Source organism: Streptomyces collinus (assembly GCF_031348265.1).
In the GTDB taxonomy this organism is placed as follows: Bacteria; Actinomycetota; Actinomycetes; order Streptomycetales; family Streptomycetaceae; genus Streptomyces; species Streptomyces collinus.
In genome coordinates this window covers 5,518,930-5,540,318 of sequence record NZ_CP133771.1, presented here as the reverse complement: position 1 = coordinate 5,540,318, position 21,389 = coordinate 5,518,930, and the positions used below count along the sequence as shown (strand labels likewise).

Sequence of the window (21,389 nt, the reverse complement as noted above, 5' to 3'; positions counted from 1 at the left end):
CGCGCGTAGACCTGCCTGAAAACCCCTTCTGTCCACCTTGTTATGCGCCCGTGGCCAAGCCATCACCCGGCCTTGGCCGGGGCGTTGCCGACCGCAAACGGGGGGTGGCGCTGGGTGATGCGCTTCCGCGATCCGGGTGCTCCGCTTCCCTGCGTTGTCGCGCAGGAGGGCCGGAAGCACGGAGCGGGCGGACACCCTGGGGTGTCCGCCCGCTCTGCTGCCCTGTGGGGGCGGTACTACTCGGTCTTCACCTTGATGGAGCCGTCGTCGATGCCCTGCTTCGCCTTTTCCACGGCCTCCTTGAGGCCCGCGACCTTGGCGAACTCGGGGTTCGACTCGGAGAGCCCGACGCCGTTGACCTTCAGGTCGAAGGTCTTCACGCCGGTCAGCGGCTTGTCGTCCTGGACCGACTTGGACAGCGCGTAGACCGCTCCGCCGACGTCCTTGAGCGCGGACGTGAGGATGTAGTTCTTGTACGGGGCCAGAGCGGCCTGCTTGTACTGGTCGGAGTCGACGCCGATCGCCCAGACCTTCGCCTTGGCGGCGGCCTCGATCACGCCCTGTCCGGACAGACCGGCGGCCGCGTAGAGCACGTCGGCCTTCTTCTCGATCTGGCCCTCGGCGGCGGCCTTGCCCTTGTCCGGGCTGGCGAAACCGCCCTCTTCGGCCGTCTGGGTGAGGTACTGCGACAGGACCTCCACCCCGGGCTTGGTGTCCTTGACACCCTGCGTGTAGCCGGCCTCGAACTTGTGGATCAGCGGGACGTCCACGCCGCCCACGAAGCCGACGACGTCGGTCTTCGTGGCCTTGGCGGCGGCCACACCGGCGAGGTACGAGGCCTGCTCCTCGGCGAAGACGAGGGAGGCGACGTTCTTGCCCTCGACCACGGAGTCCACGATGCCGAAGGTGGTGTCCGGGTACTTGGAGGCGACGGCCTTCATCGCCGCGGTGTACGCGTAGCCGACACCGATGACCGGGTTGTAGCCCTGCTTGGCCAGCGACGCCAGGCGCTGCTCCTTGTCGGCGTCCGTCTCGCCCTCGGTGGGCTCGATGTCGGCCGTCTTGTAGCCGAACTCGTCCTTGGCCTTCGTCAGGCCGGCGTAGGCGGCGTCGTTGAAGGACTGGTCGCCCTTGCCGCCGACGTCGTACGCGATCGCGACGCCGCGCTCGCTGCTGTCGCTGTCACCGCTGTCGCTGCTGGTGCCGCCGCAGGCCGTGGCGACGAGCCCGAGCGACGCGACCCCCACCGCGACGCGGGTCAGTTTGGAAATCCGACGCATCTGAAGTTCCCCATTCTCCAAAGCCCCGCAGTGGGTGCTCGGTTCGGCGCACATTAACGCGCGTAGACACTCCTGGGAACGGTTCGCCGCGGGGCCGTTATCCATTCGTGCCGATGGCCGGTTACGCCCTTGTGAACCACGGGATCGAACAGGGTCGAAAAGGTGTACTCGGGGACACGGCGCGTGTCTACCTCGCCACGGGCACCAGGGTGCCGCTAGGCTGCGCCGCTCGCAAGCGGGGGGGGTGTGGGGGTGCTGTCGGGGTGGCCCGGGGGTGTGGGGGGCCGTTGGTTGTGTGCGGGAGCGTCGTGGCTGGTCGCGCAGTTCCCCGCGCCCCTATGGAGTCGGGTAACCCCGGGGTCCGGGGTCCGGGGTGACGCCGGTCGGGTGGGGCTTGGGGGCTTGGGGGCCGTTGGTCGTGTGCGGGGGCGTCGTGGCTGGTCGCGCAGTTCCCCGCGCCCCTATGGAGTCGGGATGCCCCGCGGCCCAAGGAGGTCGGGTTTCCGCTGGGAGGGCGCCTAGCGGAGGCCGTTGACCAGGGCTGCGGCGGTGAAGAGTTCTACGCCTACCGTGATGGCCGACTCGTCGACGTCGAAGTCGCCCTGGTGGAGGTCGCGCACGTGGCGTTCGCCGGGGGTGCGGACGCCCAGGCGGGCCATGGCGCCGGGGACGTGCTCCAGGTACCAGGAGAAGTCCTCGCCGCCGAGGCTCTGCTCGGTGCCCTCGACGGACTCGACGCCGCGGCGGGCGATCATGGCTTCGCGCAGCAGTTCGGTGACGCCGGGCTCGTTGACGACCGGCGGGACGCCGCGCACGTAGTTGATCTCCGACTTGGCGCGGTGGAGGTTGGCGACCTCGTCGATGGCCGCGACGACGACGTCGGGGGCCTGCCGCCACGCCTCCAGGTCGAGGCAGCGCACCGTGCCGGAGAGCTCGGCGTGCTGCGGGATCACGTTCGGTGCGTGGCCCGACTCGACGCGGCCCCAGGTGATGGCGAGCCCGCTGCGGCTGTCGAAGCGCCGGCCGACCAGCGCGGGCACGTCGGTGACGACGCGGGCCGCGGCGGTGACCAGGTCGGTCGTGAGGTGGGGGCGGGCGGTGTGGCCGCCCGGGCCGTCGAGGCCGATCTCCAGCCGGTCGCAGGCGGAGGTGATGGGACCCTCACGGAGCCCGATCCTTCCGGCGTCCACGCGGGGGTCGCAGTGCACGGCGATGATCGCGCCGACCCCTTCCAGCGCCCCGCTCTTGATGGCGTCGGCGGCGCCGCCGGGCAGCACCTCCTCGGCGGGCTGGAAGATCAGCCGGACGGGGCGGGGCAGCGCGCCCTGCCGGTGCAGCTCGGCGAGGACCAGGCCGGCACCCAGGACGACGGTGGTGTGCACGTCGTGGCCGCAGGCGTGCGCGCGGTCGGGCACCGTCGAGCGGTACGGGCACTCCGTCTTGGTGTCCGGGATGGGCAGGCCGTCGATGTCGGCCCGCAGGGCGAGCATGCTGGGACCGCCGTCCCACTGCTCGCCCTCCACGCCGATGTCACAGACGAGTCCGGTCCCCACGGCGAGGACGCGCGGCTTGAGGCCGGCCCGCTCCAGCCGCTCCTTGATCGCGGCGGTCGTGCGGAACTCCTGGTTGCCGAGCTCCGGGTGCATGTGCATGTCGCGTCGGAACGCGATGAGCTCGGCCCGCAGCGCGTCGGGCAGTGCACCGGGAAGTACGGCTCCGCCGGGAAGATCGACCTCGGACTCCAGTGACATCAGTGGCTTCACCCTCTGAAGGGTAGGGCGCCGAGGCGGTCGACCGACCCTGGATCAACAAAACTTCAACCCGAAAGGGGAAGAAAATATGACCGCCGGACGCATAGCTATCAAGTGAGATGGGTAGACTGGCCTGCTTTTTGGGTCGGACCGGGCCACCCATCTCCCGGAGTGTGACTTCGGCCATACCGACGTCGCGACTCCGGTATCCATCCATCCTCTCCACGGATACCACGCTCTGCGCGGCGAACACGGGCTCGTTCATCTGCCGGACGAGCGTCCCGCTAGTCTGCGCCCCGTGCGCGCCCCCGATTTCTTACAGTCCACGCAGGCCTCCTACGACGCCATCGCCGAGGCCTACACCGCCGAGCACCCCGACAGTCTGGCCGGGAGACCCCTGGAGCTGGCCCTGCTGACGACCTTCGTGGAGCTGGTCCGGGCGGCCGGGACGGCCGGGCCACCGGTCGCGGACGTCGGCAGCGGCCCGGGGTATGTGACCGCGCGGCTGCACGAGGCCGGGCTGCCGGTGTTCGGGGTCGACGCGTCTCCCCGCATGGTGGGCCTGGCCCGGCGGGCGCACCCGGAGCTGCGCTTCCACGTCGGTTCGATGACGGCGCTGGACCTGCCTGAGGAGACGCTGGGCGGCATCGTCGCGCTCTACTCGATCATCCATGTGCCGGACGATCAGCTGCCGTCCGTCTTCGCCGGGTTCCGCCGGGTCCTGCTGCCGGGCGCCCCCGTGCTGCTCGGCTTCCAGTCCGGGGACGAGGACGGACAACAGCGCCTGACCGAGCGCTACGGGCAGGAGATCTCACTCGACTACTACTGGCGCACTCCTGACACGGTCGCCGCGCACCTCGAAGAGGCGGGCCTGGAGATGTACGCCCGGGTGCTGCGTGAGCCCCAGGGGGAGGAGAAGATGCCGCGCGCGTTCCTCCTGGCCCGCAGGCCGGCGCCCGGCCCGTCCGGCGTTTTTCGGCCGAGCGGTCGCGGCTAGGTAGATACCGAAGCCCTCACCACCGGCGCGCCGGTGGAAACGAGCCTCGTCGGTCGCGGAGTGGTGGAAGGACGTTCGCATGCTCTGCCCGGCAGGAGGAGGGCGCCGGAGTGTGGCCCTGCGCCCGGGCCTCGGCCGGCGCCCGGACCGCGATCCGGTGCGCCTCGTCGGCGCGGCCCGAGAGGAAGGCGCGTCGGGCTGTTCAGGGTCTCGGCCGGCTCGGAGCGTCGTGGTCCTCGTGTCCCGACGCTGCCACAGCCCGCTCTCTCCCCCGGCGTCTTCCCAGGTCAGAGGGTGGCAAGCCACCGCACGGTGCCCCGGCCCGGCGCCCCGGGCCCTCAGACCGCCTGCACCGCTGACAGGCGGTGGACGTCCCGGGCCGTGCCCGTGACTCCGGACAGGAAGCCCTGGGCGCGCGGGGAGGCGTTCTCGGTCAGCCAGGCCGGGTCGATGTCGCAGACCGCCACGCGGACCTCCGTGCCGGACAGGGCGAGGGGCAGGGTGTGGACGACCGTGGAGGGGAAGCTGAGGATCGTGCGGCCGATGGGGCCGCGGCGGGCGATCAGTTCCAGGGGCAGCTCGGGGCGGACGATCTCCAGGCCCGTCTCGACGGCGAGGCGGTGGAGCTTGTCGGTGCTCTCGCGGCGGTGGGCGAAGTAGCGCGTGGCGCCGTGGGTCTTCGCCAGGGCGCGCACGGCTTCCAGGTAGCTGCCGTCGTCCACCACGCCGGTCTCCACCAGGGACGTGCCCACCATGTCGGCGCCCTTGGTGATGCGGGGCGGGCCGAAGCGGGACCGGGTCCAGGCGAAGGTGTTGGCGCCGACGGTGACGCCCGCCGGGGTCTCCTCCATCGGCATGGAGGAGAAGATCTCGATGCGGCGGCTGCCGGAGGGGGTCAGGCGGCGGCGGGCCGAGGCCGACACCGGAGCGAAGATCACGTCCCGGGGGCCGGGGCGGCCGCCCTTGCGGTGCCAGCGCACCAGCCGCTCGCCCCGGGCCAGCTGCCCGACGAACTCCATGGTCGCCGTGCCGTCGTCGACGACGACCAGGTCACGGGCGTGGGTGATCGTCAGCAGCAGCTGGACGTAGCGGGAGAACGGGTCCCCCAGGACGACCCGGCGTGCCCTGCGGAGCAGACCGGTCAGGCCGCCGATGGTCTGGAAGGGCGCCAGGGGGCCGCCGCGCGCTTCCTCCCAGCGGACCTGGTGCCCCTCGTCGCGGGCCAGGTCGGACATCCGCCGCAGCTGGCCGCGTGTCATCGGGTCGAGGGGTGACAGCACCACGAGGGTGAGCCCCACGCCGGGCGCGTGCGCGTGCGCCCACTCCAGCACGTTCAGCAGCTGTACCGGACTCTCGACGAAGGCGAGGGTGTGGGGGCCGGCGTTCCCGGCGCGGGGTCTCATCGACGTACGACCGTCCCGTCGTAAGGGGGGTTGTGGGGGTGGTGCGTTCAGACGCCGACCGGCTCGCCCGCGGCCGTGGCGATCTCCGCCTCGGCGACCACACCGGTGACGCGGCGCAGCTTCTTCATCGGGCCCAGCTCGGACTCGTAGACCTTCTTGACGCCGTCGCCGAGGGAGGCCTCGATGGTGCGGATGTCGCGGACGAGGCGGGTCAGGCCCTGCGGCTCGACGGAGGCGGCCTGGTCCGAGCCCCACATGGCGCGGTCGAGGGTGATGTGGCGCTCGACGAAGGTGGCGCCCAGGGCGACCGCGGCGAGGGTGGTCTGCAGGCCGGTCTCGTGGCCGGAGTAGCCGATCGGGACGTTGGGGAACTCCTGCTGGAGGGTGTTGATGACCCGCAGGTTGAGCTCCTCGGCCTTCGCCGGGTAGGTCGACGTGGCGTGGCACATCAGGATGTTGTCGGAGCCGAGGACCTCGACCGCGTGGCGGATCTGCTTCGGCGTCGACATGCCGGTGGAGAGGATCACGGCGCGGCCGGTGGAGCGCAGGGCCTGCAGCAGCTCGTCGTCCGTGAGGGAGGCGGAGGCGACCTTGTGGGCGGGGACGTCGAACTTCTCCAGGAAGGCGACGGCCTCGGTGTCCCACGGGGAGGCGAACCAGTCGATGTTCTTGGACTTGCAGTAGTCGTCGATGGCGCGGTACTCGTCCTCGCCGAACTCCACGCGGTGGCGGTAGTCGATGTAGGTCATCCGGCCCCAGGGGGTGTCGCGCTCGATGTCCCACTGGTCGCGCGGGGTGCAGATCTCCGGGGTGCGCTTCTGGAACTTCACGGCGTCGCAGCCGGCCTCGGCGGCGGCGTCGATGAGCTTGAAGGCGTTCTCCAGCTCGCCGTTGTGGTTGATGCCGATCTCGCCGCAGACGTAGACCGGGCGGCCGGGGCCGACCTCGCGCGAACCGAACCGGCGGATACGGGAGTTGGTGCTCATGGCAGAGATGTCCTTACTTGGTGAGGGAATCGAGAGAGGGGCCGAGGATCCAGCTGGCGATCTCTCGGATCGCGCCGTCGCCACCGGGGACGGTGGTGACCGCGCGTGCGGCGCCGCGCACGACGTCGTGGGCGCTCGCGACCGCCACGGGCCAGCCCACGAGGGCGAAGCACGGGAGGTCATTGACGTCGTTGCCGACGTAGAGCACGCGCTCCGGCGCGATGCCCTGCTCCTCGCACCACTGCTTCAGCGCGAGGTCCTTGCGGTCGATGCCGTGCAGCACCGGGAGCTTGAGCTTCCGGGCCCGGGCGGCGACCACAGGGTTCTGTTCCGTGGACAGGATCAGCATCTTCAGGCCGCTCCTGCGGAGGGCCGCGATGCCGAGTCCGTCTCCGCGGTGCACGGAGACGAACTCCCGTCCGTCGGAGTCGACGAGCACCCGGTCGTCGGTCTGGGTGCCGTCGAAGTCGAGGACGACCGCGTCGATGTCGTCGGCGGTCGGGAGCGCGCCGGGGCGGTCCGCGTCGAAGAGCGGGGCGAGGGCCCGGGCGCGGGCGAGGTCGTGCGGGTCGTCGATCTCCAGCACGCGCGCGGGGTCCGTGCGGACCAGTTCGGTGCGGCCGAAGAAGCGGTGCTGGTGCTTGCGGAAGCCGGTGGCCTCCATGGCGTAGGCGGCGCCGGTCTCCAGCAGGTCCTGGGGGCGGTCCTGGCGACGGGGCCGGAAGGACTTGTCGTGGTTGACGCCGTAGCCGCCGCCGACCGCGGCGTCGGTCTCCGCGACGGAGCCGGCCGCTGCCTCGTCGTCGGCGTCCCGCCAGACGAACCCGTGGAAGGGCGCGACGGTGACGGCGGTGTCGGCACCGTTCTCGGTGATCGCGCCCGCCACCCCGTCGATGTCCTCGCGGACGATGAACGGGCTGGTGCACTGCACGAGCAGGACCACGTCCACCGGCGCCCCGTGCAGGGCCTCGTGGGCGTCCATGGCGTGCAGGACGGCGGCCTCGGAGGTGGCCGTGTCGCCGGCGATGGCGGCGGGCCGCAGCACGACCTCGGCGCCGGCCTCCCGGGCGGCGGCCGCGATGGCCTGGTCGTCGGTGGAGACCACGACGTCGGTCACCAGCCGGGCCGTGCGGCACTCGCGCACCGTCCGCGCCACCAGCGGGACGCCGCCGACGGGGAGGAGGTTCTTCGCGGGCACGCCCTTGGAGCCGCCGCGTGCGGGGATCACCGCGAGCACGCGGCGCACGGAGGCACCTCGGCCCGTTTCCGGTCGGGACATGGGGTCTACTCCTTGGGCAGGGGTGTCGGGGCGGCTCACAGCTCGCCCATCCGCCGGATGACGGGCGCCACGCGCTGCACGCCGTGCCGGTAGGCGCCGCGCGCCGCCCGGCGCACGATCTGCCGGACCGGTCCGGGGTCCTTGTCGGCGGCGGGCGCGCCGGGCAGCGGGGCGCCGTCCGGGCCGAGGTGGTGGCGGGCGAGGATCCCGGGCAGATAGCCGGGCGCGGTGACGGGGGTGTAGTACGGGGCCAGCGGCGGCAGGCCGCCGGGCCGGTCGAGCAGCTTGGCGATGCGCTCGCGGGCAGCGTCGAAGGCGGAGTCGTAGGAGCCGTCCGCGGCGACGCCCTGGCGGGAGACCCACTCCTCGTCGGGTACGGGCCGGTGCCCGGCGTCGAGCTGGTCCCATGAGGCGAGGCAGCCGGAGCCCACGAAGTGGTGGTTGCCGAGCGACTCGCGGATGCCGAGGTCGGTCAGTACGACGGTGGGGATCCGCCGGTGCAGCGACTCCAGGGCGGCCGTGGAGCTGACCGTCACCAGCAGGTCGGTCCGGTCCAGGACCTCGCCCATGTTGCCGTACACCAGGCGGAAGTTGGCGGGCGGATCGAGGCGCTGCACCAGCTTCTGGTACGGCAGCTCCTCGATGTGGGTGGTGTGTTCGCCGGGCTTGGAGCGCAGCTTCAGCAGCACCTCGCGCTCGGGGTGCCGGCGGGCGTGCTGCACCAGCCGGTTCAGCAGGTACGTACGGTCCTTGCGGCTCTCGGGGACCGAGGGCTGGGCGGCGAAGACGACCGTGCAGGGGTCGTGTTCACCTTCGTAGGGCGCGCCGCCGAGGAACGGCAGGGCCACCTCGGTCACCGCGGAGGCGTCGGCGCCGACCCCTTCGTAGACGGCCCGGAACCGGTCCGCGTCCTGGCGGGAGTTGGCGAGGACGAGGTCGGCGCCGTGCCGCAGCAGCAGGCCGTCGGCGAGCTTCTCGTAGACGACGCCGACGTAGCCGGTGACGACGACGGGCCGCTCGGTGCGGTCCTGCCAGGCGTGCTTCAGGCCGTGCAGCATCGCCTGTACACCGCCGCCCACGAGGGAGAGGACCAGGAGGTCGTAGGACTCCTCGGCCATGGCGCGCAGGAACTCGGCGGCGGTGACCTCCCGCAGTGAGTCGGCGCGCACGCCCACTTCCTCCAGCTGGCGCGGAGTGGGCGTCGCCCGGCCGCGCAGCAGGAATCCGTCGAGGAGCGGGCGGACTTGCGCGCCCTCCCGCGGTGCGGTTTCCATGGACGGTCCCGGGGCGATGCGGTCCGCGGTCAGCGCACCCCATTTCCATCGGGTGTCGGAGTCCGCAAGGACCGCGATTCGCGGGCGCTTCGGTGTACTTACTGGCACGTCGATGACGCTAGGAAGCGAATCCTAGGTATGGCGGAACCGCGACTCAACGAAAAGTTAACAACAGCCCACCGAGAGCCGAACTGGCCTGCCGGAAAGCGGGAAGTACACGGGGTGCACCGTTCTGACACATGGAGTTCACCCGGTGTACCTTCATCGGAAAGTTCCACTGCCGGGCGGCCTCCTAACGTTTTGCGGGTGCCTAAGCTTTCCGTGATCGTGCCGTTCTACAACGTGCAGCAATATGCCCCGGACACCCTCAGAAGCCTTCGGTTGAACGCCGACCGCGATTTCGAGTTCATCCTGGTCGACGACCATTCGAAGGACGAAACTCCGGCCATTCTCGAACGAGCGGCCGAGGACCTTTCGGATGTCGCCCAGGTGCGGTACATCCGGCATGAGCGAAACGGTGGGCTCGCCACCGCCCGCAACACCGGCCTGGACGCGGCGCAGGGCGAGTACCTGACGTTCCTGGACGGCGACGACTGGCTGGCCCCCGGCTACTTCACCGAACTGGTGTCCGCGATGGACGACCTGGGCTGCGACTTCGTCCGCACCGACCATGTGCAGGCCACCGCCCGGGCCCGTTCCGTGAGCAGGGTGCCGATCGGCCGGCGCTGGGAGGTGTTCAGCCCGCGCGAGGCGATCCTGCCCGCCCACCGCTCGACCTCGGTGGACTACGCCTACGCCTGGGCCGGCGCCTACCACCGCCGCCTGGTCGACAAGGGCCTGCTCCACTTCACAGACGGGCTGCGCACGGCCGAGGACCGGCCGTGGATCTGGAGGCTGCACCGCGAGGCGGAGTCCTTCGCCGTGGTGAGCCTGCTGGGCGTGTTCTACCGGCGCGGGGTCGCCTCGTCCCTGACGCAGATCGGCGACGTCCGCCAGCTCGACTTCATCCGCGCCTTCGACCAGGTGATCGAGGAGACGGCCGCGGACCGCGACGCCGGCCGGCTGCTGCCGAAGGCGGTACGCACCTACTGCGCGATCATCGCCCACCACCTCTCCAACGAAGACAGGTTCGAACCGGCCGTGGCCAGGCAGCTGCGGTCGATGAGCGCGGCGGCCATCAAGCGCATGCCGCAGGACGCACTCGGTGACGCACTGGAGGCCATGGACATGGACCGCTCGTCCAAGCTGCGGCGGCTGCGGCGCCGGGTGACCACGACGGGAGCGGCCGCCTGATGCCCGGGACCACTCAGATCTTCTGCGCCTCGACGCTGTACGGCGTCGCCACCCTGGCCGCCGCGATCGACTCGGACCTCTTCGAGGAGCCGGACCGCCGGGTGCTGCTGGTGTTCAACAACTCCACGACCCCGGAGACCACTCCGGCCCTCGACGAGATGCCGGGGTTCGCCCCGCTGCGCGAGCACTTCGACGAGGTGCTGTCCTGGAACGAGGCGATCCGCCCCTTCCACCCCGGGGCCTGGGCGCCGCGCGCCGACGACATCCCCCTCTTCGAGCGCTACCTGCGGCTGCTGTGGGGGCTCGGCGACGACCGGGTGAGCCTGGTGCTGGAGTCGATCCAGGTGGCGCCCGCGCTGACGGTGGCCCAGCTGTTCACCGACGCGCCCGTCGACGTCTACGCCGACGGGCTGATGAGCTACGGCCCCACGCGCAACAAGCTCGACCCGCTGGTCGGCACGCGCGTGCGGCGGCTGCTGCACCTGGATCTGGTGCCGGGGCTCACGCCGGTGCTGCTCACCGAGTTCGGCGTGCCGGCGCACCTGGTGCCGACGCCCGCGTTCCTGAAGGTGCTCGGCGAGGTCACCGAGACGGTGCCCGAGCTGCCGGACGTCCCCGGCGACTCGGCGCTGCTGCTCGGCCAGTACCTGTCCGCGCTGAACATCCTCTCCCCCGAGGAGGAGGAGGACCTGCACGTGCGGATGATGCGGGGCGCCGTCGCCCGCGGCCACCGCACGGTCGTCTTCAAGCCCCACCCGACCGCACCGGCCCGCTACAGCCGTGCCCTGGAGACCGAGGCCGAGAAGCTCGGCGTGGACCTCACCGTGCTGGACACGCCGGTGCTCGCCGAGGTGCTGTTCGACCGGGCCCGGCCCGCGCTGGTCGTCGGCTGCTTCTCGACCGCGCTGTTCACGGCCTCGGCGTTCTACGACCTGCCGGCCGCGCGCATCGGCACCGAGCTGCTGCTGGAGCGGCTGACGCCGTACCAGAACAGCAACCGGGTACCGGCCACCCTGGCGGACGCGCTGCTGCCCGACCTGGAGAGCGGCACGGACGGTGACCTCCTGCCGGCCGAGCGGCTGTCCGCCCTCGTCACGGCCCTCGGGTTCACCATGCAGCCGCAGATCTACCCGGACCTGCGCCCGCATGCCGAGCGGTTCCTCGCCCGGCATCTCGGGCCGCGCACCCGGCGCTACTTCAAGAAGCGCCGTCTGACCGCGCTCGGACTGCCCGGCGGCATTCCGCAGCGGCTGGCGTTCCTGCCGCGCAATTCCACGGCACGCCGGGTGGTCAGGAGGGCCCGGGCCCTGCGCAAGGCGGTCCGCCGCTGAGCCGGTCCCGCCCGGCCGCCCGCCCCCCGGCGACATCCAGATGAACCCATGGAGACCGGCGGGCGAAGCCTGTCGCCATCGAACGTAATTACGTCAACTCTCGTCCTAGGGTGACAGGCGCCCGCCCCACAGGCGGCTCAGGCAAAGGACATACGAGCCACACAGAGGTTTCCAGCGTGACCGAGACGGTCGTCAGCACCCGTAAGCCCCAGCCCGGTGTCGCCGTGCTGGTCGACCCACCGGGCGCCACGACCGTCCCACGGCGCAGAGGGGACTCCGGCGGCCGGCTGCGCGCCCTCGACGGACTGCGGCTGGTGGCCGCGCTGATGGTGGCGCTGTACCACTACGGCGGACGCGGCGGTGAGGTCGCCGAGGCCTGGGGCACCTCGCCCAGGGACCAGTTCCCCACCCTGCACTCGCTGTTCGCCTACGGCTGCCTCGGCGTCCAGGTCTTCTTCGTGATCAGCGGGTTCGTCATCTGCATGAGCGGCTGGGGCCGTCCCCTGAAGTCGTTCTTCGCCTCCCGCGCCTCCCGGCTGCTGCCCGCCTACTGGGTGGCGGTGCTCATCGTCACGGCGGTGTTCGCGCTGCCGGTGGTGGCCTACCAGGCCGTCTCGCCCAGCGACGCCCTGGTCAACCTGACCATGCTGCAGATGCCGCTGGGCGTGGACCGGGTGCTCGGGGTGTGCTGGACCCTGTGGGCGGAGGTCCGCTTCTACGCCCTGTTCGCCCTGTGCGTCGTGCTGCCCGGGGCGAACCGCCGCCGGGTGATCATGTTCTGCGCGGGCTGGACGCTGGCGGCGGTGATCGCCGAGAACGCGCACATGCCGCTGCTCGACATCGTCCTGATGCCCGAGTACGCACCCTTCTTCATCGGCGGTGTCGGCCTCTACCTCGTGCACCGCGACCGGCGGGACGTCTACGGGTGGGCCATCGTCGCCGTCAGCTGGCTGATCGGCCAGCACTACGCGGTGCAGGGGCTGTGGCACGCGCCCGACCCGGATGCCTTCTCCTACCGCTCCTCGTTCGGGATCATCGCCGTCGTGACGTTCGGCTTCGTGGCGGTCGCCGCGATCGCGCTGGGCCTGCTGGGCCGCGTCAACTGGCGGTGGCTGACGGTCGCGGGCGCACTGACGTACCCCTTCTACCTCGTCCACGAGCATCTCGGCTGGGTCGTGATCCATGCCCTGCACCGCGGCTTGGGGCTCGCCTCAGGGGTGACCTTCGCGCTGACGGTGGCGTCAATGCTGCTGCTGGCATGGTTGCTGAACAAGTATGTGGAGAAGCCGCTGACGCCCCGGCTGCGGGCGGCCCTGACGAAGACCCGCTGACCCTGTTCACGGGACGTTCAACCGGCCGTCGATCGGGGCAACGCTCAGAGAGAAGGCTCGTCTCATGACCCAAGCACAAGCGACCGACACGCACCCCGGCGAACTCGCCGACGTCCCGGGCTGGTTCCCGCCGCTGGACCAGACGCTGTTCACCTGGTTCCTGGACCAGCAGAAGAAGGCCGGCATAAAGGGCGACCTGCTGGAACTCGGCGTCTACATGGGCAAGAGCGCGATCCTCCTCGGCCACCACCTCCAGGACGGCGAACAGTTCACCGTCTGCGACCTGTTCGAGGGCGACGCCCCGGACGAGGCCAACAAGGCCGAGTCCTCGAAGTCGTACGCCTCGCTCACCCAGCAGGCGTTCGAGCGGAACTACCTCTCCTTCCACGACACCCTGCCGACGGTGATCACCGGCCCCAGCTCCCTGGTGGACGAGAAGGTGGCCCCGGACTCCTGCCGCTTCATCCACATCGACGCCTCGCACCTGTACGAGCACGTGTACGGCGACATCGGCGCGGCCCACGACATCCTGCTGCCCGAGGGCGTCGTCGTCCTGGACGACTTCCGGTCCGAGCACACCCCGGGTGTCGCGGTCGCCGCCTGGGAGGCCGTCCTCAACCGGGGTCTGCGCCCGATCTGTCTCAGCACGCAGAAGCTGTACGCCACCTGGGGCGATCCGGAGCCGCTCCAGGAGGAGCTGCTGGAGATGCTGCGGCAGCGCTCGGACGTCGGGCTGAGCCTTCAGGAGGCGGCCGGGCACCGGCTGATCCGGACCCGCTCGCGGGGCATGAAGCCGCCGCCCTTCCCGCCCTCACGGCACTACGTGGAGCCCGTGGCCGCGTCGGCCCCCGCTCCCCGGGTCGCCGAGTCGGCCGCGGCGCGCCCGGCCCGGCCGGCTCCCTCCCGGGCCCGCCGGCTCGCCAAGGACCTGCTGCCGCCCGTGATCACCCGGGCCGTGCGCCGGGCCCGCGTGAAACGGTCCTGACGCGCCGGACCGCGTCATGAGACCCCGTAGCGCGCCCCGATCCCCTCGATCACGAGGGCGAGTCCCTCCTCGAAGTGCCGGTCGTAGTCCTCGAAGATCTCCGCGCCCGCCTGAGCCGACAAGGGAAAGTCGGCCATCAGGCGGGCGCGTTCGTCCATGTCGTAGCCCTCGCGGCGCTCGCCCGGCAGCGGCTGGACGCCCTGCTCCTCGGTGACGAAGCCCAGTGTGTACAGGTACGTCGTGGTGAGCGCGCGGGCCGCCTGGGCGAGGGTGAAACCGGCGGCCGTGAACAGGCGCAGGCTGTCCTCCATCTGGCCCGCGTGCTCGATGCCGGTGAAGCGTGAGCCGCTGAACACCTTCGCGCCGTCCCGGTAGCCGAGCAGCGCCGCGCGCAGCCCCCGGTTGGTCCTCAGCAGCCGCTCCCGCCAGGTGTCGGCGGGGTCGAGGGCGGTACCGGCGACCATCCGGCGGAACATCTCCGTCGCCATCTCGTCGAGCAGCGCCTGCTTGTCCTTGAAGTGCCAGTAGAGGGCGGGCGCCTTCACGTCCAGTTCCCGGGCGATGGCACGCAGGGTCAGGCCGTCCAGGCCCGTCTCGTTCAGCAGCCGCAGCGCGGTGTCCGCGACCCGTCGGCGGTCCAGGGGCTCGCGTCGTTCCGTACTCACGCTTGACAACTTAACACCGTTAAGGCGACCCTCGTGAAGCGGAGCTACTTAACAGCGTTAAGGAGAGGGTGGCCGATGAAGCCGACCAGGGACACGGACGTGCTGGTGGTGGGCGCGGGCCCGACGGGCCTGGCACTCGGCATCGACCTCGCCCGGCGGGGCGTGCCCGCGCTGGTCGCCGAGCGGGCGGGGGCGTTGTTCCCCGGCTCGCGCGGCAAGGGGATCCAGCCGCGCACGATGGAGGTCTTCGACGACCTGGGCGTACTGGACGCGATCCGCGCGGCGGGCGGCACCTACCCGGTGGGGATGATCTGGCAGGACGGCAGGCGGGCGGGCGAGCACCGGATGTTCGACGCGGCCGAGCCGACCGAGGACGCGCCGTACAACGAGCCGTGGATGGTGCCGCAGTGGCGCACGCAGCGGATCCTGCGGGCGCGGCTGGCGGAGCTGGGCGGCGAGGTGGCCTTCGGCCGGGAGCTCGTCGGGCTGACGCAGGACGAGGGCGGGGTGCGCGCGGAGTTCGCCTCGGGCGAGGCCGTCACCGCCCGGTACGCCGTGGCGGCGGACGGCGGCCGCTCGACCGTGCGCAGGCTGCTCGGCATCGGCATGACGGGCGAGACCGTCGATCCGAGCCCGACGCTGGTGGCGGACGTCCGGGTCAGCGGCCTCGACCGGGACAACTGGCACGTCTTCCCGCCCGGCGAGGGCGAGGGCTTCCTCGCGATCTGCCCGCTGCCGGGCACCGAGGACTTCCAGCTGGTGGCGCAGTTCCCGGACGGGACGGCACCGGACCTCTCCCTGGAGGGCATCCGGAAGGTCGTCGCCACCCGCTCGCACCTCGCGCCCGAGTGTGTGACGGAGCTGAGCTGGGCCTCGGACTTCCGCCCCCGGGCGGCCCTCGCGGACCGCTTCCGCTCCGGGCGGGTCTTCCTCGCCGGGGACGCGGCGCACGTGCACTCCCCCGCGGGCGGTCAGGGCCTCAACACCAGCGTCCAGGACGCCTACAACCTGGGCTGGAAGCTGGGCGCGGTGCTGCGGGACGGCGCGGAGGCGGCCCTGCTCGACTCCTACGAGGAGGAGCGGCGGCCCGTGGCCGCCGATGTGCTCGGACTGTCCACGCGTGTGCACCGCGGCGAGACCCGGCGCGGCGGGGCGACCCGCCAACTCGGGATCGGCTACCGGAAGTCGCCGCTCACCCACGAGACCCGGACGGACCCGGGCGCGCTGCGGGCGGGCGACCGCGCACCCGACGGGACGGTGGCCGGCGTCCGGCTCTTCGACGCGTTCCGCGGCCCGCACTGGACGCTGCTGGCCCTGGGCGGCGCACCGGCACCGGATCCCGGCGGGCGGATCCGGGTCGTACGGGGCCCCGCACCCGGGACGTACGGGCCCGGCCTGTACCTCGTCCGCCCCGACGGCCATGTCGGCTGGGCAGCGGACACGGCGGCCGGACTCCCGGACTACCTGGCCCGCTTCGGCCTCTGCCGGCGGGCCTGACCTACGGGCCCGCCAGCGACAGCTTCACGGCGAAGCCCAGGAACAGCGCCCCCGCCGCCGAGGTCGCCCCCGCCGACAGGCGCCTGCGGCGGCGGAAGGCGGCGGCCAGCCTGGTGCCGCCGAATATCAGCGCGCTGAGGTAGAGCACGCTGGCGAGCTGCGCGAGGACTCCGAGGACGACGAAGGACAGGGCGGGATGGGCGTACGCCGGATCCACGAACTGCACGAAGAAGGCGACGAAGAAGAGGATCGCCTTGGGATTGAACAGGCTGACGACGAAGGCACGGCGGAAGGGCCGCTCCCCGGCCGGCGCGGGCGCCTCGTCACCGGCGGTCCGCTCCCCGCGGGCCCGCCACATGCCCCACGCGGCCCGCAGCATGCCGACGGCCAGCCAGGTCAGATACCCGGCCCCCGCGTACCTGACGACGGCGAACAGCACGGCGTTCGTCTGGAGCAGCGAGGCGACTCCGGCCGCGGACAGCGTCATCAGCACCGTGTCCCCGCACCAGACCCCGGCGGCGCCTCGGTACCCGGCGCGCACGCCACGGCGGGCGGCCACGGACAGCACGTACAGCGAGTTGGGACCGGGCAGCAGGACGATCAGGGCGAGGCCCGCCAGATAGGTGGGCAGATCAATGACGCCGAACATGCGCATGAGTGTCGCACGCGGGTCTGACACCCCCGCCCTTCCCTTCGGTCAGAAGGCGTCCGACGGGACGTACGCCCCCCACACCTCGCGCAGTGCGTTGCAGACCTCGCCGACGGTGGCGCGGGCGCGCAGGGCCTCCTTCATGGGGTGGAGGACGTTGTCGTCGCCCTCGGCGGCCTTCTTCAGCGCCGCCAGGGCCGCGTCCACGGCCGGCCGGTCGCGCTCCGCGCGCAGCTCGGCCAGGCGTTCGGCCTGCCGGGCCTCGATGGCGGGGTCGACGCGCAGCGGCTCGTAGGGCTCTTCCTCGTCCAGCCGGAAGCGGTTGACGCCGACGACGACCCGCTCTCCGGAGTCGGTCTCCTGGGCGATGCGGTAGGCGTTGCGTTCGATCTCGCCCTTCTGGAAGCCCTGTTCGATGGCTTCGACGGCCCCGCCGAGATCCTCAACCCTGTCCATCAGCGCCACGGCCGCCGCTTCGAGGTCGTCGGTCATCCTCTCGACGACGTAGGACCCGGCGAAGGGGTCGACGGTCGCGGTCACGTCGGTTTCGTAGGCCAGGACCTGCTGGGTGCGCAGAGCGAGCCGTGCCGACCTGTCGGTGGGCAGGGCGATGGCCTCGTCGAAGGAGTTGGTGTGCAGCGACTGCGTCCCGCCCAGCACCGCGGCCAGGCCCTGCACGGCGACCCGGACCAGGTTCACCTCGGGCTGCTGGGCCGTCAGCTGCACCCCGGCCGTCTGGGTGTGGAACCGCAGCATCAGCGACTTCGGATTCCGCGCCCCGAACTCCTCGCGCATCACCCGCGCCCAGATCCGCCGCGCGGCACGGAACTTCGCGACCTCCTCCAGGATCGTGGTCCGCGCCACGAAGAAGAACGACAGCCGCGGGGCGAAATCGTCCACGTCCATGCCGGCGGCCACGGCGGTGCGCACGTACTCGATGCCGTCGGCCAGGGTGAAGGCGATCTCCTGCGCGGGCGAGGCGCCCGCCTCGGCCATGTGATAGCCGGAGATGGAAATGGTGTTCCACCTCGGGATCTCGGCCCGGCAGTACCGGAAGGTGTCCGCGATCAGCCGCAGCGACGGCTTCGGCGGGAAGATGTAGGTCCCCCGGGCGATGTACTCCTTCAGCACGTCGTTCTGGATCGTGCCCGTCAGCCGGTCCGCGCCGACCCCCTGCTCCTCCGCGACCAGCTGGTACAGGAGCAGCAGCGGGGCCGCCGGGGCGTTGATCGTCATCGACGTCGACACCCGGTCCAGCGGGATCCCGCCGAACAGCACCCGCATGTCCTCGACCGAGTCGATGGCCACCCCCACCTTGCCGACCTCGCCGTGCGCGATCGGGGCGTCGGAGTCGTGGCCCATCTGGGTGGGCAGGTCGAAGGCGACCGACAGACCCGTCGTACCGTGCGCGATCAGCTGCCGGTATCGGGCGTTGGACTCCGCGGCCGTACCGAACCCCGCGTACTGGCGCATCGTCCACGGACGGCCCGTGTACATCGACGGGTACACACCGCGGGTGTACGGGAACTCCCCCGGCTCCCCCAGCTTCTCCGCCGGATCCCAGCCCTGGAGGGCCTGCGGCCCGTAGACCGGCTCGATGGGCAGTCCGGACTCCGACTCACGCGCCATGGTGGATTGCCTCCCGCCGAGAGTGACCTCGCTCACCACCATGCCCCCTGGTTCACGGCCGGTCACGCCCGGGGAACATCTCAGGTGACATCCGGGCACACCGGTGAGACGAGCGGGGGGCCGTGTGCGTACTACGGGCATGGGGAGAGCGTTCGTAGCGGGACTCGTCGTGGTGGCCGCGCTGACCGGCTGCACGGTGCAGACCCCCGACGGCGAGGGGAAGCGCCGCTCGCCGGTGCACATCGAGCTGCCCAGCACCACCCCGTCCCCGGGCCGCACGCCCGCCGGTGACGGCGGCGGGCCGGACCCCGCGCCGCGGCCGGACGACGACAAGCCCCGTGCCGCCCCCGCACCGCCCCGCGTGCTGTGGTCCCGCGGCGACGCCGGCCGGGACGTCCGGGAGCTGCAGGCCCGGCTGCGGCAGGTCGCCTGGCTGTTCGACGGGCCGACGGGCACCTACGACGAGCCGACCGAGCGGGCGGTGAGCGGCTTCCAGGGCAAGCGGGGGCTGCCGAGCACCGGAAAGGCCGACGCCGTCACCTGGCAGCGGCTGCTGCGCATGACGCGCGAGCCGGGCCGGTGGGACCTGTATCTGATGGGCGGCCAGCGGGCCGACCCGCCGGACGTGCGCTGCCGGACCGGCCGGGTGCTCTGCATCGACAAGACCAGCAGGACGCTGCGCTGGATGGTCGGCGGACGGACCGTGTCGACGATGGCGGTCCGCTTCGGCTCGCAGGGCACGCCGACCCGGGAGGGCGTCTTCTCCGTCTACTGGAAGTCCCGCGACCACGTCTCGACGCTCTACGACTCGCCCATGCCCTACGCGATGTTCTTCAGCGGCGGCCAGGCCGTGCACTTCTCGGCGGACTTCGCCGCCCGGGGCTACGCGGGCGCCTCGCACGGCTGCGTCAACGTACGGGACGAGACGGCGATCGCACAGCTGTACGCGCAGGTCCGCAACGGCGACAAGGTCGTCGTGTCCTGGTGACGGCGGGGAGAGGAAGGATGGGGCGCGGGCGGGACCGGGGGAACGTGTCCCGCCCGCGCTCAGGTGCACGAGCCGTAGGTACGGGGGGAACCCCGGCTCTGTGCGACGGCCGATGACCAGTCGGCTCACTCATTACTGCGCCGGGGCGGCCGAAAACGTCACACCCTCGGCCGGAAGATTTTCAGCGGGTACGAAACCGCAGGTCACAGCGGTGCGAGAGCGCTTCCCGACCGGCCATGGTTCGCGCCGTCATCGCCGACCTGGCCGTCATGGCCGTCATCGCCGTCATCACAGTCAGTCCTTCTTGCCGGACCGCTGATCGGCCTTCCGGTCGGCCTGCCGGTCGCTCTTCCGCTCGGCCTTGTCCTGCTTCCGGTCCTGCTTCCGGTCCTGCTTCCGGTCCTGGTCGCGGTCCCGGTCCGCGCCCTTGCCGTGGTGCCGGCCCTGGTCCGCGCGGTCGTCGTGCCGGCGCTCCCCGGAGCGGGGGCCGGCCGGGGACAGGACGCCCTTGCAGTACTTCCCCACCCGGAGGCCGTCCGCCGCGTCCCGCAGGGCGCGCCTGCGGTCGGGGTCGAGCCGCTTGCCGTCGCGGAGGTCGCGGCAGGCGGAGGTGATCTCCCTGCGGTGGTCGCCGGAGCGGCCTTCCCGGTCCTTCGGCTTCGGGGCCGCGTCGTCGCGCCGCTCGTCCCGGTCCCGGGTACCGGACCCGCCCGTGGACGAGCCGCCCGGGGCGTCCTCGGGGGTGGAGCCGCCCTGCACGGCGTCACTCGGCGAGGGCGACACCAGCGGGCGTTCCGGGTGAGTGGCGGCGGCCGAGACGGAGGCGCCGGGGTCGGGCTCGTCGCCGCCGAACGGCGCTCTCAGGGCTCCGGTTCCGGCCGCGAGGGCGACCCCGCCGGCCATGCCGACGGCCAGCACGGCGGCCAGGGCGAAGCGTGCGGGACGGGCCCAGCGGGGCCGGCGTGCGGACCCGCCGCCGCTGCCGCCGGGGCTGCCGATACGGACCAGCCCGGCGTCGGTGGTCCCGGCCGCGTCCCGTCCGCCGGTGGCCGCACGGGCCGCCCTCGCGTCGGCGCGTTCCGCGCGGGCCTTGCGGAAAGCGGCCACCGCGGCGGCCTCGCCGGGGAGTTCATCGCTGGTCAGCGGGGGTTTGGCGGACAACGCGCCGAGGGTTCTGGCGAGGTGTTCGGCCTGGTCCCGGCCGGCGCCTTCGACAGCTCCGGGTGGCTCTCCGCTCAGCAAACGCTCCGCCGTTTCGCGGTCCAGCCACCTGTACTGCTCGTCGGCCATCACACATCCTTCTGCGTCCGCGCAACGCTACGCGTCACACCTGCGGACGTCACGGCACCGCGGCGCGGTTCTCGCTGGGGCGGCAGGGCGTCGAGCACCCCGGCCGATTCCGGATCGGCCTGCGGGTCGTCGCCGAGCAGTTCGGCGAGCCGCTTCAGACCGCGGTGCGCCGCCGTGCGGACAGCGCCCGGACGCTTGCCGAGCGTCTCGGCGGCGCTCTTCGCGTCCAGGCCCACCACCACGCGCAGCACGACCGCCTCGGCCTGGTCCTGCGGCAGCCGGGAGATCAGGGAGAACGCGCCGTCGGTGGCGAGCGCCTCGATGGCCTCGCCGGCGGTGTCCGACTCGGCGGCCCGGCCGGTCAGCTCGGTCTCGTCACCACCGATCGCGGGCCGGCGCCCGCGCATGCGTATGTGGTCCAGGGCGCGGTTGCGGGCGATCCGGGCGGCCCAGCCGCGGAACCGGTCCGCGTCGCCGGTGAACCGCTCCAGATCGCGGGCTATCTGGAGCCACGCCTCGGATGTGACGTCCTCGGCGTCGGGGTCGCCGACGAGTGTCCGTACGTACCCGAGCAGCCGCGGGTGAACGGTGCGGTACACAGTCCGGAACGCGTCTTCGTCTCCGTCCTGTGCCGCGCGCACCGCGGCGGTCAGCTCCGCGTCGTCCCCCAGCACCGCGCGCCCTTCTGCGCCTAAACCGGCGCCGCTCTCGCGGACCGGGTTCTCGCCGTCGTGGTTGCTCAATTGGTGGTTGCGGTGCCT

Annotated in this window: 18 protein-coding genes; 7 read left to right on the top strand and 11 right to left on the bottom strand. The window is 71.9% G+C overall.

Annotated elements, in window-relative coordinates; all coding sequences use genetic code 11:
• Positions 1-236 precede the first annotated feature (236 nt).
• On the bottom strand, positions 237-1,280 hold the full coding sequence (locus RFN52_RS25315) for a BMP family lipoprotein (RefSeq protein WP_184849271.1): 1,044 nt from the start codon (positions 1,278-1,280) through the stop codon (positions 237-239).
• Positions 1,281-1,798: 518 nt separating this feature from the next.
• A complete protein-coding gene (locus RFN52_RS25310; RefSeq protein ID WP_184854030.1) occupies positions 1,799-3,031 on the bottom strand; it encodes a M20 family metallopeptidase in 1,233 nt (410 codons plus the stop codon).
• 289 nt (positions 3,032-3,320) lie between these two features.
• Between RFN52_RS25310 and RFN52_RS25305 the strand changes: the two genes are divergently transcribed.
• Positions 3,321-4,028: a class I SAM-dependent DNA methyltransferase gene (locus RFN52_RS25305; RefSeq protein ID WP_374050220.1), complete on the top strand. Its 708-nt coding sequence runs from the start codon at positions 3,321-3,323 to the stop codon at positions 4,026-4,028.
• 338 nt (positions 4,029-4,366) lie between these two features.
• Here the strand turns inward: RFN52_RS25305 and RFN52_RS25300 are convergent, their stop codons facing one another.
• Genes RFN52_RS25300 through RFN52_RS25285 form a run of 4 tightly spaced genes read right to left on the bottom strand, consistent with a single transcriptional unit; the run spans position 4,367 to position 9,078 of the window.
• The gene (locus RFN52_RS25300) at positions 4,367-5,431 is read right to left on the bottom strand and encodes a ferritin family protein (protein ID WP_184849267.1); all 1,065 of its coding nucleotides are present in this window, start codon (positions 5,429-5,431) and stop codon (positions 4,367-4,369) included.
• A 47-nt stretch (positions 5,432-5,478) separates the two neighbouring features.
• Complete coding sequence (locus RFN52_RS25295) at positions 5,479-6,417, bottom strand: N-acetylneuraminate synthase family protein (protein ID WP_107455781.1); 939 nt, start codon at positions 6,415-6,417, stop codon at positions 5,479-5,481.
• A gap of 13 nt (positions 6,418-6,430) precedes the next feature.
• Positions 6,431-7,696: an N-acylneuraminate cytidylyltransferase gene (locus tag RFN52_RS25290; RefSeq protein ID WP_184849265.1), complete on the bottom strand. Its 1,266-nt coding sequence runs from the start codon at positions 7,694-7,696 to the stop codon at positions 6,431-6,433.
• Between the two features lie 35 nt (positions 7,697-7,731).
• Positions 7,732-9,078: a DUF6716 putative glycosyltransferase gene (locus RFN52_RS25285; RefSeq protein ID WP_184849263.1), complete on the bottom strand. Its 1,347-nt coding sequence runs from the start codon at positions 9,076-9,078 to the stop codon at positions 7,732-7,734.
• Between the two features lie 198 nt (positions 9,079-9,276).
• On the opposite strand from RFN52_RS25285, the gene RFN52_RS25280 reads away from it, so the two are divergent.
• The 4 genes from RFN52_RS25280 to RFN52_RS25265 all read left to right on the top strand — a co-directional run bounded on the left by RFN52_RS25280 (position 9,277) and on the right by RFN52_RS25265 (position 13,910).
• Positions 9,277-10,263, top strand: coding sequence for a glycosyltransferase family 2 protein (locus RFN52_RS25280; protein WP_184849260.1), 987 nt, complete (start codon positions 9,277-9,279; stop codon positions 10,261-10,263).
• Complete coding sequence (locus tag RFN52_RS25275) at positions 10,263-11,594, top strand: alpha-2,8-polysialyltransferase family protein (RefSeq protein WP_184849258.1); 1,332 nt, start codon at positions 10,263-10,265, stop codon at positions 11,592-11,594. The genes RFN52_RS25280 and RFN52_RS25275 overlap by 1 nt, the downstream gene beginning before the upstream one ends.
• A gap of 176 nt (positions 11,595-11,770) precedes the next feature.
• Complete coding sequence (locus RFN52_RS25270) at positions 11,771-12,925, top strand: acyltransferase family protein (protein WP_184849256.1); 1,155 nt, start codon at positions 11,771-11,773, stop codon at positions 12,923-12,925.
• Positions 12,926-12,989: 64 nt separating this feature from the next.
• Entirely contained in the window at positions 12,990-13,910 is a 921-nt protein-coding gene (locus RFN52_RS25265; RefSeq protein ID WP_184849254.1) for a class I SAM-dependent methyltransferase, read from the top strand.
• Between the two features lie 14 nt (positions 13,911-13,924).
• On the opposite strand, the gene RFN52_RS25260 is transcribed toward RFN52_RS25265, so the two are convergent.
• On the bottom strand, positions 13,925-14,575 hold the full coding sequence (locus tag RFN52_RS25260) for a TetR/AcrR family transcriptional regulator (protein WP_184849252.1): 651 nt from the start codon (positions 14,573-14,575) through the stop codon (positions 13,925-13,927).
• A gap of 75 nt (positions 14,576-14,650) precedes the next feature.
• On the opposite strand from RFN52_RS25260, the gene RFN52_RS25255 reads away from it, so the two are divergent.
• Positions 14,651-16,072 (top strand): FAD-dependent oxidoreductase, encoded by a 1,422-nt coding sequence (locus tag RFN52_RS25255; protein ID WP_184849250.1) that lies wholly within the window; start codon positions 14,651-14,653, stop codon positions 16,070-16,072.
• A gap of 1 nt (position 16,073) precedes the next feature.
• Here RFN52_RS25255 and leuE read toward each other — a convergent pair whose 3' ends face one another.
• The gene (leuE, locus tag RFN52_RS25250) at positions 16,074-16,721 is read right to left on the bottom strand and encodes a leucine efflux protein LeuE (protein ID WP_184849248.1); all 648 of its coding nucleotides are present in this window, start codon (positions 16,719-16,721) and stop codon (positions 16,074-16,076) included.
• 48 nt (positions 16,722-16,769) lie between these two features.
• Entirely contained in the window at positions 16,770-18,350 is a 1,581-nt protein-coding gene (locus RFN52_RS25245; protein WP_184849246.1) for an acyl-CoA mutase large subunit family protein, read from the bottom strand.
• 139 nt (positions 18,351-18,489) lie between these two features.
• Here RFN52_RS25245 and RFN52_RS25240 point away from each other — a divergent pair, with 139 nt between their 5' ends.
• Positions 18,490-19,338: a L,D-transpeptidase family protein gene (locus RFN52_RS25240; RefSeq protein ID WP_184849244.1), complete on the top strand. Its 849-nt coding sequence runs from the start codon at positions 18,490-18,492 to the stop codon at positions 19,336-19,338.
• Positions 19,339-19,632: 294 nt separating this feature from the next.
• Here RFN52_RS25240 and RFN52_RS25235 read toward each other — a convergent pair whose 3' ends face one another.
• Positions 19,633-20,628 carry a hypothetical protein gene (locus RFN52_RS25235; protein WP_184849242.1) on the bottom strand — a complete coding sequence of 332 codons (996 nt, stop codon included), beginning with the start codon at positions 20,626-20,628 and terminating at the stop codon, positions 19,633-19,635.
• Positions 20,628-21,302 (bottom strand): RNA polymerase sigma factor, encoded by a 675-nt coding sequence (locus RFN52_RS25230; RefSeq protein WP_184854029.1) that lies wholly within the window; start codon positions 21,300-21,302, stop codon positions 20,628-20,630. Before RFN52_RS25230 ends, RFN52_RS25235 begins: the two co-directional genes overlap by 1 nt.
• Between the last annotated feature and the right edge of the window lie 87 nt (positions 21,303-21,389).